The organism is Streptomyces sp. NPDC005799 (assembly GCF_040630525.1).
In the GTDB taxonomy this organism is placed as follows: Bacteria; Actinomycetota; Actinomycetes; order Streptomycetales; family Streptomycetaceae; genus Streptomyces; species Streptomyces griseorubiginosus_B.
This window is the reverse complement of record NZ_JBEXXQ010000026.1, coordinates 21,127-34,265: the sequence shown is the minus strand read 5'-3', so window position 1 is coordinate 34,265 and position 13,139 is coordinate 21,127. Positions and strand designations below refer to the sequence as shown.

Annotated in this window: 9 protein-coding genes and 1 riboswitch; of the genes, 1 reads left to right on the top strand and 8 read right to left on the bottom strand. The window is 72.1% G+C overall.

The features are described 5' to 3' along the window. Positions 1-13: 13 nt before the first annotated feature. From ABZ453_RS24975 to ABZ453_RS24965, 3 genes are all read right to left on the bottom strand, one after another. The gene (locus ABZ453_RS24975; protein ID WP_359017853.1) at positions 14-799 is read right to left on the bottom strand and encodes an SGNH/GDSL hydrolase family protein; all 786 of its coding nucleotides are present in this window, start codon (positions 797-799) and stop codon (positions 14-16) included. Between the two features lie 269 nt (positions 800-1,068). After that, positions 1,069-1,995 (bottom strand): LysM peptidoglycan-binding domain-containing M23 family metallopeptidase, encoded by a 927-nt coding sequence (locus ABZ453_RS24970; protein ID WP_359017851.1) that lies wholly within the window; start codon positions 1,993-1,995, stop codon positions 1,069-1,071. A 4-nt stretch (positions 1,996-1,999) separates the two neighbouring features. Further along, positions 2,000-2,158, bottom strand: a riboswitch (cyclic di-AMP (ydaO/yuaA leader). Between the two features lie 305 nt (positions 2,159-2,463). Further along, a complete protein-coding gene (locus ABZ453_RS24965; protein ID WP_359017849.1) occupies positions 2,464-4,536 on the bottom strand; it encodes an alpha-galactosidase in 2,073 nt (690 codons plus the stop codon). A 170-nt stretch (positions 4,537-4,706) separates the two neighbouring features. Here ABZ453_RS24965 and ABZ453_RS24960 point away from each other — a divergent pair, with 170 nt between their 5' ends. Beyond that, positions 4,707-5,504 carry a tyrosine-protein phosphatase gene (locus tag ABZ453_RS24960; RefSeq protein WP_359017847.1) on the top strand — a complete coding sequence of 266 codons (798 nt, stop codon included), beginning with the start codon at positions 4,707-4,709 and terminating at the stop codon, positions 5,502-5,504. Positions 5,505-5,511: 7 nt separating this feature from the next. Here ABZ453_RS24960 and ABZ453_RS24955 read toward each other — a convergent pair whose 3' ends face one another. From ABZ453_RS24955 to dxs, 5 genes are all read right to left on the bottom strand, one after another. Then, positions 5,512-5,637 carry a DUF6126 family protein gene (locus ABZ453_RS24955; RefSeq protein WP_359017845.1) on the bottom strand — a complete coding sequence of 42 codons (126 nt, stop codon included), beginning with the start codon at positions 5,635-5,637 and terminating at the stop codon, positions 5,512-5,514. Beyond that, a complete protein-coding gene (locus ABZ453_RS24950) occupies positions 5,634-6,257 on the bottom strand; it encodes an XRE family transcriptional regulator (protein WP_359017843.1) in 624 nt (207 codons plus the stop codon). The genes ABZ453_RS24955 and ABZ453_RS24950 overlap by 4 nt, the downstream gene beginning before the upstream one ends. Positions 6,258-6,328: 71 nt before the next feature. After that, complete coding sequence (locus ABZ453_RS24945) at positions 6,329-9,715, bottom strand: hypothetical protein (RefSeq protein ID WP_359017841.1); 3,387 nt, start codon at positions 9,713-9,715, stop codon at positions 6,329-6,331. Positions 9,716-9,802: 87 nt separating this feature from the next. Then, positions 9,803-11,188, bottom strand: a complete 1,386-nt coding sequence (locus tag ABZ453_RS24940; protein WP_359017839.1) for an aspartate aminotransferase family protein — start codon at positions 11,186-11,188, stop codon at positions 9,803-9,805. After that, on the bottom strand, positions 11,185-13,119 hold the full coding sequence (gene dxs / locus ABZ453_RS24935; RefSeq protein WP_359017837.1) for a 1-deoxy-D-xylulose-5-phosphate synthase: 1,935 nt from the start codon (positions 13,117-13,119) through the stop codon (positions 11,185-11,187). Before dxs ends, ABZ453_RS24940 begins: the two co-directional genes overlap by 4 nt. Positions 13,120-13,139 lie beyond the last annotated feature (20 nt).

The window sequence follows — 13,139 nt, the reverse complement described above, 5'->3', positions numbered from 1 at the left end:
GCACGCGTCGCTCTCAGGCCACCGGGGCGATCCGCATCTTGATGTCGTCCGGCGACAGCGCGCCCTTGGCCGTCACATGGTCGCCCGAGGACTCCCCGCGCAGCCGGCGCCCGATCCACGGCACCAGGTACTCGCGCGCCCAGTGCACGTCGTCCCGCCGCACCTCGAGGGTGCCGCGCGGCGGCAGCGGCGGCCAGGGCTGGTCCGGGTCGGCCGGGACGTCCAGGCCGAGGACCTGACCCGCGCGCAGCGCCACGCGCGTGTGACCCTCGGGCGAGAGGTGCAGCCGGTCGTCGTCCCAGGCCCTGCGGTCCTGCACGGTCTTGAGGGACCACAGGTCGAGCACGGGACAGCCGTACCGGTCGGCGATGGCCCGGACATGTCCGTTGTAGGTGGCGATCTTGCCGCGCAGATGCTTGAGCACGGGCACGCCACGGGTGTCGAAGCCGGTCGTCACCATGACGGTGCCGGCGGCGCCGGTGAGCCGGGCGACCGCGCGCTCGAAGCGCTCGGCGACCTCGTCCGGGTCGGTGCCGGGCCGGATGATGTCGTTGCCGCCGGCGCAGAAGGAGACCAGGTCCGGGGCGAGTTCCTCGGCCTGTGGGACCTGGTCCGCCACGATCTGGTCGAGCAGTTTGCCGCGCACGGCGAGGTTGGCGTAGGCGAAGTCGCCCTCGGGCCGCCGGTCCGCGAGGAGCACGGCGAACCGGTCCGCCCAGCCGACCATGGCTCCGTCGGGGCCGGGATCGCCGACGCCCTCGGTGAAGCTGTCCCCCACCGCGACGTACGACCCGATCACTGCCCTGCTGTCTCTGCTGTCACTTTTCGAATCGTCTGCCACGGCGGCCATGATTCACCTTCGAATGTGACCTACGCGACCGTAAGAAAGGGTTGACGGTCGGTGAGATAAGCCACGTCCAAAGGGTTGGCCAAGGCAGGAATAACTCTCGGATCACCGACGTTGAGGAGTCGATCGCCGGACGGCGAAATCTCTGCAACACCGAAGGCCGGACCCGGGGATCGGGGTCCGGCCTTCGGCAGCATGTCGGGCGCGCGGTCGGCGGGGGGTCAGCCGACGGCGACGCCCTTGGAACGGAGGTAGGCGACCGGGTCCACGTCGGAGCCGTAGTCCGGCGTGGTGCGGATCTCGAAGTGCAGGTGCGGGCCGGTCACGTTGCCGGTCGCACCGGAGAGACCCAGCTGCTGGCCCGCGCTCACGCTCTGGCCGACCGAGACGGAGATCTGGGAGAGGTGCCCGTACTGCGCGTAGTGGCCGTCGGCGAGCTTGATGACGACCTGGTTGCCGTACGCGCCGCCCCATCCGGCGGTGACGACGGTGCCCGCGCCCACGGCCTTGACCGGGGTTCCGGTCGGGACGACGAAGTCGACGCCGGTGTGGTAGCCGCTGGACCACATGCTGCCGGCGACGTGGTAGCCGGTGCCGATGGTGCCGCCGGACACCGGGAGGGTGAAGCCGGTGCTGGTCGACTCGGCGGTCTGGATGGCCTTCGTCGACTTCGACGCCTTTGACGAGGAGGAAGCGCTCGACGAGGAGGGGGAAGAAGCAGCGGGAGTGGAGGACTTGGTGGCGCCGGTCGTCGCCTTGCCGCCCAGGGTGAGCTTGAGGCCCGGGTGGATCAGCGACGGGTCGTCGCCGACGGCCTGGCGGTTGTCCGCGTACAGCTTGTGCCAGCCGCCCCGGACGCGCTGCTCGTCGGCGATCTTCGCGAGGTAGTCACCGGCCCGGACCGAATACGTGCGCACACCCGTGTTGTTGGCGTTCGCCTTCTTCTCGGTCGCCTTCTTCTCGGCGGCCGGAAGCGACTGGACGGACTTTTCGGAAACCGACTGGGAAGCCGACTGAGCGGTGGCCGCGTGGGCTCCGGTGGCCCCTATGAGGGGGAGGGCGAGAGCGGCGCCGCCGGTTCCGGCGACGGCGATGGAGCGAGTGAAGCGCTTGGGCTTCGGGCGGCGGTGCTTACCCTTCGCGGGCATGGCGAATTCCTCTCCGTCGCCTGCGAGGTGAGCTGTCGGGTGCGGGCTGGAGATGCCCGGCCGCGCTTTTCGGCGCGGCTTTACCCCTAGCCGTTCCGGAGACCGGAACAGGCGTCGTACCTGTGGGTCCCCCGCTCCTGCCGTTCACGGGTGAGTTGTGCGGGCTCCGGGCGGCGGCAGGATTGGGCGTCCGTCCGGATGGGTGGCGAACGTAAGCGACCAGGACGCAAAGGGACAAGCCGCGGTTCCCTGTGCATGCGTTTCTGTTGATCGACTGCGGGAATTCACGGTCACCCTCCGTGAATTACAGTTCCATCCCTTTGTCCAAAGCCCCTTGAAACCCTTATGAATTACGTGAACATGACGGGCCACGCACCGTCACGGATATGACGCTCCTCACGTGACGGTGCTCCAGCATTCCCCATTCCAGAGCGAGTTGGAATGAAGACACCAATTCGGACAGAAGGCTCAGATACGACGGAGCCGGATGACTTTCGCATCGAGGTCGCCGCGCAGCCCGGTGTCCAGCCCGTGATGCAGCAGTACGGCCCCACGGTGAATTTCGCCCGTTTCAGGGCATTCGTAGGAGGCTGTCGGGTCGAGTCCGCTCAGCCGCAGTGCCGGTACGGGCTCGCCGTAACTCTGTGCCTGGAGCCAGGCCAGGACGACCGACTCGTCCCCGCGCACGTACTGCACGGCGCTGAGCCCGCCCGTCGGGGGCCGCAGGCGGTGGAGGTCGCCGTGCTGCACCAGGGGCCGGATCTCCTTGTAGAGGCTCACCCAGTCACCGGCTTCGGCGAGCTCCTCCTCGGTCCACTGGGTGAGGTCTCCGCCGACTCCCAGCACACCCGCCATGGCGCTGACGAACCGGAAGCGCAGGGAGCTGGCCCGGTCGTTGAGCTGGGTGTTGGGGCTGTCGGTGACCCAGGCGGCCATCACGCGCGCGGGGTGGATCTGGCTGAAGCCGTGCTGGATGGCGAGCCGGTCGAGCGGGTCGGTGTTGTCGGAGGTCCACACCTGGTCGGTACGGCTCATGATGCCGAGGTCGATCCGGCCGCCACCGCCCGAGCAGGACTCGAAGACGACGTCCGGGTGGGCCGCCCGCAGCCGGTCCAGCAGCGCGTACAGCGCGCGGACGTGGTCGACCCACAGGCGCTGCGGGTAGGGGTCGCCGGGCCAGCCGGCGTCGGTGAAGCAGCGGTTGAAGTCCCACTTGACGTAGTCGACAGGGGCGCTGGACAGGAGCGTGTCGAGCTGCTGCCAGAGGTACTCCTGGACGTCCTCGCGGGCCAGGTTCAGTACGAGCTGGTTGCGGAACTCCGTGCGCCTGCGGCCCGGCTGGAACTGCACCCAGTCGGGGTGGGCGCGGTAGAGGTCGCTGTCCGGGTTGACCATCTCGGGCTCGACCCAGATGCCGAACTGCATGCCGAGGGCGTGCACGTAGTCGGCGAGCGGCGCCAGGCCCTTGGGGAAGCGGTCGGGGTTGGGCGTCCAGTCGCCGAGCCCGGCACGGTCGCTGGTGCGCTTGCCGAACCAGCCGTCGTCGACGACGAACAGCTCGACGCCGATGGCGGCGGCCCGGCGGGCGAGCGCCCCCTGCTGCTCCTCGGAGATGTCGAACTCCGTGGCCTCCCAGGAGTTGAACAGCACCGGCCGGTCCCGGTCCGCGTCCGGGATGACGTACGCGCGCTGGTAGGCGTGCCAGGCGCGGCTCGCGCCGCCGAAGCCGCCGTCGCTCCACAGTCCGGCGAAGACGGGGGTGGTGTACGACTCCCCCGCGCCCAGGAGCAGCAGCCCGGAGTCGTCGTACCCGGCGCCGCCGGTGATCTGCACCCGCGCGTCCGGGAGCTGCGCCACCGCGATCCGCCAGGAACCGGACCAGCCGAGCGCGCAGCCGTAGACCTCGCCGCGCTCCTCGGTGGCGTCGGTGTCGAGGGCGACCCAGGGCAGGTGCTGGTGCCCGGTGTGGCCGCGGCGGCTGCCGATGACCTTCTCGCCATGGGTGAGCGGCGCGGCGGTCAGCAGGGACTCGGCGGCCCAGCGGCCGTGCAGCTGGGACAGCCGCCAGTCCTCGCGGTCGGGCAGCGTCCAGGTGGCGGCGTCGGCGCGCAGCAGCTCCAGGGGCGCCGGTCCCTCGTTGTCGAGGCTCACCCAGCGTTCCACGACGTCGTGCCGCATGCGGTAGTGCAGCGTGATGACGAGCCCGCCGTCGCGGAAGCGCAGCCGCAGATGGTCGCCCTCCGCCTCGTGCGTCTCGAAACGCCACTCGGTGCCGCGCCGCTCCTCGGTGCGCACGGACAGGGCGGGCCGCGCGAACCGGGGGCCGCCTTCGACCGGGTACTCCTCGCGGCCGTCCAGCGGCGACTCGAAGGGCCGGTAGACCGGCAGCGGGCGAACGGCGAGCGCCTCGGCGTCCGCGAGCGCGATCCGCGGGCCCCAGTGCAGGTGCAGCAGCTCGTCGTCCTCGGTCAGATGGACGGCGTACCCGCTGGCCGGACCGGTCAGGAGCCAGGTACGGCCGTTGTCGGAGATCTCCAGCATCAAGCCCTCACACGTTCGAACAGGTCCGATCAAGCGGCAACATCATCAACGTCAGCGGGCCTCGGCGGCAACGCCTGTGGACAACTCATTGCCTGGGGAACCCATGTCGTATCGTCGAGGAGGTGCCCGTCGTCGAGCCGCGCCGGCGGGGCCGACCCCGAGGAGGCCCCGTGACGCAGCAGGTCCCGTCGACCGAGCCCGAGCTGACCGCCGTGCGCAACTTCCGCGACGTCGGCGGGCTTCCGACGGCGGACGGTCGGCGGGTGCGGCACGGAGTGCTGTTCCGCAGCGGCCATCTCGCGCACGCCACGGAGGAGGACACCGCGTTCCTCTCGTCGCTGGGACTGCACACGATCTTCGACTTCCGCAACGCGGCGGACCAGAAGCTGGAGGGCCCGGACGTCGAGCTGCCGGGCGTGCGCAATGTGAACCTGCCGCTGACGGATCCGGCGGACGGCTCCGGGTTCTGGAAGATGGTCCGGGACGGTGAGATCGACCAGCTGCGGGAGATCCTGGGCGACGGCAAGGCGGCCAACCGCATGATCGTCTCCTACCGCACGATCATCCGGGAGCGCACCGCCGAGCACGCGCGTGTGCTGCGTTCGCTCGCCGAGGACAGCGTGCCCGTGCTGATGCACTGCGCGGCGGGCAAGGACCGCGCGGGCCTGTCCATAGCCGTGACCTTGCTCGCGCTGGGCGTCGAGCGGGAGGCGATCGCCGCCGACTACCTGGAGTCCAACGCCAAGCACCGCCGCTACAAGGTGCGGCGCAGCAGCTCCTCCGGCGCCGGCTACTCCCCCGAGGTCATGGAGCTGCTCAGCCCCCTGTTCGAGGCGCGCGTCGAATACCTGGAGGCGGCCTTCGAGACCATCGAGGAGACGTGGGGCGGCGTCGAGACCTATCTGGAGCAGGGTCTCGGGGTGACACCGGAGATCCGCGAGCGGCTGCGGGAGCGGCTGCTCGACTGACCGCGGTCTACTTGGCGCCGACCGCGAACAGCAGATAGACGAAGGCCGCGAACAGGTGCCCGGCGGCGATGTAGATGATCAGCCGCACCCACAGGGCGCGGGGGAACTTCTCTTCCATGTTGCTGTTGCTCATGGCATGTCTCCGGTGTCGGGGCCCAGGCACAGCGCGGCCGTGGGACTCTGCAGCAGGGTGTGGACGAACAGGAGCTCGACGCCGTCGGCGTCCTCGGCGGCGATCCGGTGCGGGGTCAGCGAGTCGAAGTGCGCGCTGTCCCCCGGTCCGAGCCGGTGCGTGGTGTCGCCGAGGCGCAGCCGCAGCCGTCCCTGGAGGACGTACAGCCACTCCTCGCCGGGATGCACACGCACGATGTCGCCCTGCGAGCCGTGCGGCACACGCACCCGCAGGGCCTGCATCCCGCGGCTGGACGCACCGGCCTGCCAGTACGTCCAGCCGCCCGCGACGGTCGGTTCCATGTCGGCGGCGCGTACCACGGCGTCCCGTTCGGCAACCGTCTCGCCGAGCAGCTCCGAGACGGTCGTACCGTAGATACGGGCGAGGGCCAGCAGCACCGGCAGTGAGGGCTGGCGCTGCCCGGTCTCCAGCCGGGAGAGATGGGCCGGTGACAGCCCCGCGGTGCGCGCCGCCGCCTCCAGGGTGAGGGCGGCACGCCGGCGCAGGGCGCGGAGCTGCGGCGCGACGGCGGGCAGGACCTCGTCCGGCCCGGCCGGGGGCCCGGTCTCGGGAGAGCTCATGCTCTCCATTGAGCCGCACTCTTGCCTGCGCGGCAAATTTCTTGCCTCAGAGGCAAACAGGGCTCAGGGTGTCATTCCGGGGCCGTCCTCGTCTCGTACGCCTTGTACCGTACGTCGGGGTCCGGGTGCCGGCGCAGCAGCCGCAGGAGCGACCGCCACTCCTCGGGCCAGCCGAGGCCGCCGGCCGTTCCGTCCACCAACTGCGCCGCGAGCAGACCGGGCACCGTGCCGCCGTCGCGGGCCAGCCGCTGGGCCGCCGCCAGCATGGCCGCAGCCCGTTCCGGCCGGGCTCGGTGCGCCCAGCCCGTCTCCAGCCGGCCCGCAACCTGGAGCGCGACCGCCGTTCCGGTGCCCTCCAACGCCTGAGCCAGGTCCAGCAGCCGCCCGAGCAACTGGTCCGGTTGCTCGGTTCGGTCCACCAGTCGGCGCAGCAGACTCGCCCGTTCGGCCGCCAGCAGCGGTTCCGGCGCGAGCAGCGCGGCGATCTCCTCGAGCACCTCCAGCCGTTCGACGACGTTGTAGGAGAGCGACACCAGGGCCCGCAGTCGCTGCAGCGCCGGCAGATCCCGGTCCGCCAGCGCCTCGCAGCCGCCCTCGGGCGTCCGCATCGCGGCCAGCAGCCGGGTCACCGCGCCGTGGAAGGCACTGCCGGGAGCGGCGCCGGCCACCGGGTGGGGCGGGTCGGCGAAGGCGAGGTCGCGCAGCACCGATGCCGCATGGCTCCAGTGCTCCCGGTTGTCCAGGTCGCACACCGTGCCGGCGATCCGGTCGGCCAGCCCGGGCGCGTACCGGGTCCAGGGGGCCAGCCCGCGCAGGAAGGCCCAGCCGGAGAAGTCCTCGTGCGAGGCCAGACCGGCGTCGTAGACCGCGTCCACCACCGCCGCGTACCGGTCACGCTGCACCTCGGCCAGTTCCCATGGCCCCACCTCGACGACGGCCCGGAGTACGCCGGGGGTGTCGTCCCGTGCGGCCGCGTCCAGCAGGTGCCAGGCCTCCGGCACGCCCAGGAGGGGCGGAAGCACGCGGATCACGGCGGTCCGGACGTCGGGGTGCGTGTCGGGGGCGAAGCCGCGCGCGAGCAGCGCCACCGCCTGACGCGGCGGCAGGAAGCGGGCCGCGAGGCGCACGGCCTCCTTGCGGGAGGTCACCTTCGCGGGCCGCTCCCCCGTCAGCAACGGGCTGAGGGCGGCGGCGAGTTCGGAGGGGGCGCTGAAGCGGGCGGCGCGGCTCGCCGCGTACACCGCGACCCGGGCCCGGTCACCGGCCGCCTGGTCCAGGAGCACCGGCAGGGCGTCCTGGGGGCGGTCGGTCCAGGACAGCGCGGCGAGCGCCGCCTCGGCGACGACCACCTCCTCGTCGTCCTTGTGCCGCATGGCCAGGGCCAGACCCACCTCCGGCACCGGGGCGGCGGCGCGGAGCGCGGCGGCCCGGTCGTCCAGGGGCCGGGAGCGGTCCTCGGTGATCTGCTCGGCGAGCCGTGCCGCGGCCCGCTGCTGGCGGGGCAGCCAGCGGTCGGCGGCGCCGAGGTCCGGCAGCGGGCGCGCCGCCCCGGCGACCAGGAAGCGCCCGTACGGCGGGGTGTCGGCCAGCAGGGCGTCCAGCAGGTCCGTGCGCTCGCGGGACAGCACCCGCCGTACCGGCGCCAGGACGACCGCCGACGGTTCCCGGCCGACGATCCGGGCCGCCCGTTCCCCGCGGCTGGCCGGTGCGGCCAGCCACAGCGTCGCGGCCGCCTCGAACGTCATGTCGTCGCCGCGCTCCAGCGCCAGGGCGAGCATGTCCTGCAGCGCGGGCATCCGCCGGGCCCGCGGGCCGAACGCGGCGGCCAGGCCGAGCAGCAGCCGGAAGTCGGACCGGTCCGCCGCCGCCTCCAGCCAGGGGCGCAGCGCCTCGAACACCTCGTGCTCCTGGCCGCGCCGCAGGACGCGGTGCAGCGGCCCGAAGTCGGGTACGCCGACCCGGCCCGTGATCCGCTCCAGCGTGCTCAACGCCCAGGCGCGCAGGGCCGTTTCGTCGTCGCCGGCGTGCTCGACGAGGACGCGCTCGGCGAGGGTGCGCAATGCCTTCAGGGTGCCGGCCGAACAGTCCCGGGCCTGCAGGGCGTCGAGGGCGACCCGGTCGAGCGGCTCGGCGTCCGCGGAGGTGAACAGCCGCGGATGCGACTCGGCGAGCGCCTCCAGCGCGGCAGAGCGCACGAGGTCCTGGTCGTTGCGGAGCCGGCCCGCCGCGACCAGCACCTCGGTGATCGCCTCCCGGCCGCCGTCCCGGGCCGCGCAGGCCACGAACAGCGGCCAGGCGGCGGCGCGGTCGTCGGCGTCGGGCCGCCGTATCGCGGCGATCAGGAAGGCGCGTGCCTCGTCGTACGGGCCGTGGGCGAGCGTGTCCAGGTCGTCCCAGGCGTCGACCCTCTCGCCGAACTCGGCGGCCGCCCTGCGCACTTCGGCCCAGCGGCGCTCGCGCGGCAGCAGGCCGAGCACGGACAGGGCCGGGCCCCAGTGCGTCCCCTCCGCTGTGACCGCGTCGAGGAAGGCCGTCCGCCTGCCCGGCGCCATGGCCTTCAGCAGCCCGGCGAGGTGGTCACGGCGCTGTATCCAGTGGCGGCCCAGCAGCGGCAGGGACGGCGGCTCGGCGCGCACCAGCCGGCGCAGCACGCCGGGCGGCGGCACGGTCTCGTGGCGCGGTGGGTCCCGGCGCGGGGAGATGATCCAGCGCACGACCCGCTCGGCGTCGGCGTCGACGAGCGCGCCGAGGCCGCCGAACAGGCCGGGCGGCAGGGCGTCCGGGCCGTGCCGTTCCAGCAGGGCCAGGACCCCCTCGGGCAGCCGCGGGGCGAGTGCCGCGACCGTCGTGGCGTTCAGCCGCCACCACTCCTCCCTGGCCCGGTGGTCGGACCGGTCGGCCAGGGCACGTTCGGCGTGGGCCAGCACCGGGCCCGGGTGGCGCCGGGCGAGCCGTGGCCAGTTGTCCACGGCGTGCGCGAGCCGGGGCAGCTCCTGTGCGACGAAGGGCGTGGAGCAGGCGGGCAGCAGACGCGCGGCCTCGGCCTCGCCCCACTCCTCGCCGAGCCGCGTCACCAGCCGCTCGGCGAGCGCGCCACGGCCACCGGAGGCGAGGAGACGGGCCAGCCGGCCCCGCAGCGCGGCCGGTGCGTCGTCGTACGCCGCCTCCACCGCCGCGTCGGACACGGGCAGGGTGCGGGCGGCGCGCTGGGCGTACCCGGCGACGACCGCGTCCGGGTCGGCGAGCCGGGCGGCGAGGAAGCCGGCGTCCCGGCCGACGAGGGCGGCCAGCGCGGCGAGGCGGCGCCCGTAGGGGCCGTGGGCGTCGAGTTCGGTGAGGAGCGGAGCGAGTTCCCCCTGCTCCACGAGTCGGCGCGCGGTCTTGGCGGTGAGGGCGAGACGGGCCGGGAAAGACAGTCCTTCGAGTGCGGAGAGCAACTGCTCCGCGGCGGTCGGCATCCGGCGATTGTGCCGCACGGTGATCGCTCGCGCGATCGATTATTCGGGCGGCCGGGGGCCGTGCAGCAACCCCGGCCGCCCGGCGCGTCAGCGATTGGCCACGGCCTGCTTCACCAGCGTCTTGCTGAAGTCCCACATCAGCCCGCCGCCGCTGTGCGCATCGTCCATCACGGCCGTGAAGGCGTCCACGAACCGGTCGACCTCCGGCTCGCCGACGACCAGCGGCGGGATCAGCTTGATCACCTCCAGGTGGTCGCCGGAGACCTGGGTGAGGATCCGGTGCCGCTGCAGCAGCGGCACGACGACCATCTGCGCGAACAGTCCCTTGCGGGCGGCCTGCAGCATGGTCCAACGGCCGCGCAGCTTGAGCGACTTGGGCTTGCCGAACTCGATGCCGATCATCAGGCCCCGGCCGCGTACGTCGGCGAGCAGCTCGTACTTGTCGATCAGCGCCGCCAGCCGGGACTTCAGCAGGTCGCCCGTACGGCGGGCGTTCGCGACGATCTGCTCGTCCTCCATGACCGACAGCACGGCGAGACCGGCCGCCATGGCCTGGGCGTTGGAGCCGAAGCTGGCGGAGTGGACCAGCACCCGGTCCATGGACGAGTAGACCTTCTTGAAGATCCAGTCCTTGCCGAGGGTGGCGCCGACGGGGACGTAACCGCCGGACAGGGCCTTGGCCACACAGACCAGGTCCGGTTCGACGCCCTCCTCGTGCTGGTAGGCGTAGAAGTCGCCGGTACGTCCCAGGCCCGTCTGGACCTCGTCCGCGATGAGCAGCGCCTTGTGCCGGCGCAGGAGTTCCTGGGCGCCGCGCAGATAGCCGGGCGGGGCCTCGTGCACACCCTTGCCCTGGATCGGCTCGAGGATCAGCGCGGCGACGTCGCCCTTCTTCAACTCCCGTTCCAGCGCGTCGAGATCACCGAGCGGAACGGCCGTGTCGGGCAGCAGCGGGGCGAAGCCGTCGCGGAAGCCGTCCTCACCGTTGACCGACAGCGAACCGGTGGTCAGCCCGTGGAAGGCGTGGTCGCAGTACAGGACGCGCGGCCTACCGGTGGCGAACCGGGCGAACTTCAGCGCGGTCTCCACCGCCTCCGTACCGCTGTTGCCGAAGAACACCCGGTCCAGGTGCGGGCTGTACGTCAGCAGCTTCTCCGCGAGCAGTCCCGGCAGCGGCTGGCAGTCGAAGCGGGTGAGGTCGGCGAGAGAGGCGTCGAGCACGTCGTGCAGTGCCTTGCGGACGACGGGGTGGTGGCGGCCGACGCCCATCACCCCGAACCCGGCGAGCATGTCCAGGTAGTCGTTGCCGTCCGCGTCCCAGAAGTGGGCACCCTCGGCCCGCTCGTAGACCTTGTCGAAGCCGATCGTGTGCAGCATGCGCGGGAGTTGGTGGTTCAGGTACTTCCCGTGCAGCTCGTAGCGCTCGGCTCCGCGCTCGGCCAAGAGTGCGGCGAGGTCGAACTCCTTGGTCATTCAGCCCTCTCCTTGACGGTGCCGTCCGTCTGTTCCTTGACGGCCAGGGTGTCCTCGGCCTCCTTGACGGCGAGGCTCGCGCTGATCCGGCCGGCCACCTCCACCGGCGTGAGACCGATGTCGGCCAGCACCTCGCCGCGCTTGGCATGCGCGAGGAACTGCTCCGGGATGCCGAACCGCCGTACGGGGACGTCGACTTCGGCGTCCGAGAGGGCGAGCGCGACCGCCGAGCCCACCCCGGCGGAGCGGCTGTTGTCCTCGACGACGGCGACCAGCCGGTGTTCCGCGGCCAGGCCCGGGAGCGCCGGGTCGACGGGTTTGACCCAGCGCGGGTCCACGACCGTGCAGGAGATCCCGCGGGCCTGCAGCAGCTCGGCGGCCTGCAGGCACACCGGTGCCATCACACCGACGGCGACCAGCAGGACCTCGGGTGTGCCGGGGTCCCGGCGCAGGACGTCGAGGCCTCCGACCCGGTCGATCGCCGGGATCTCGGGTCCCACCGACTCCTTCGGGAAGCGGACCAGCGTCGGCGCGTCGTCGACGGCGACGGCCTCGCGCAGCTGGGCCCGCAACTGGTCGGCGTCCCGGGGAGCCGCGATCCTGAGGCCGGGGACGACCTGGAGGATCGACATGTCCCACATGCCGTTGTGGGAGGGCCCGTCGACGCCCGTGACGCCGGCCCGGTCCAGGACGAACGTCACGCCGCAGCGGTGCAGGGCCACGTCCATCAGCAACTGGTCGAAGGCGCGGTTGAGGAAGGTGGCGTAGACGGCGACCACGGGGTGCAGCCCCCCGGTCGCGAGACCGGCCGCGCTCACCGCCGCGTGCTGCTCGGCGATGCCCACGTCCCACACCCGGTCCGGGAACTTCGCGGCGAACTTGCCGAGCCCCACCGGGTGCAGCATCGCCGCGGTGATCGCGACGACGTCCTCCCGCTCCTCCCCGATCCTGACGATCTCGTCGCCGAACACCGAGGTCCAGGACGGGGAGTTGGACGGCGTGAGCGGCTCGCAGGTGAGCGGGTCCATCACGCCGACGGTGTGGAAGTGGTCCTCCTCGTGGGCGAGGGCGGGCTCGTAGCCGCGGCCCTTCTCCGTGAGGCAGTGGACGAGGACCGGCCCGTGGAAGCGTTTCGCCCGCCGGAGGGCGGACTCCACGGCGCCGATGTCGTGTCCGTCGATCGGGCCGACGTACTTCAGGCCCAGGTCCTCGAACATGCCCTGTGGGGCGAAGGCGTCCTTGAAGCCCTTCTTCGCGCCGTGCAGGGACTCGTAGATGGTGTTGCCGACGACGGGCGTGCGCAGCAGCACGTCCTTGCCCCAGGCGAGCACCTTCTCGTAGCCGTCGGTGGTGCGCAGGGTGGCCAGGTGGTTGGCGAGGCCGCCGATGGTGGGCGCGTAGGAGCGCTCGTTGTCGTTGACGACGATGATCAGCGGCCGGTCCTTGGCTGCCGCGATGTTGTTCAGCGCCTCCCAGGCCATGCCGCCGGTCAGCGCGCCGTCGCCGATGACCGCGACGACATGTCCCTTCTCGCCCTGCACCTCGCGGGCCTTGGCGAGACCGTCGGCCCAGCCGAGCGCGGTGGAGGCGTGGCTGTTCTCGACGATGTCGTGCTCGGACTCCTCGCGCGAGGGGTAGCCGGACAGGCCGCCCTTGCCGCGCAGCTTGGAGAAGTCCTTGCGCCCGGTGAGGATCTTGTGGACGTAGCTCTGGTGGCCGGTGTCCCACACGATGCGGTCGACGGGCGACTCGAAGACGCGGTGCAGCGCGATGGACAGCTCCACCACGCCCAGGTTGGGCCCGAGGTGGCCGCCGGTCCTGGCCACCGCGTGCACCAGGAACTCCCTGATCTCCTCGGACAGTTCGCGCAGTTCGCTCTCGGACAGCGCCTTCAGGTCGCGTGGTCCCCGGATGTTCTCCAGAATCGTCACGGTCGGGCCCCCTTCGGTCC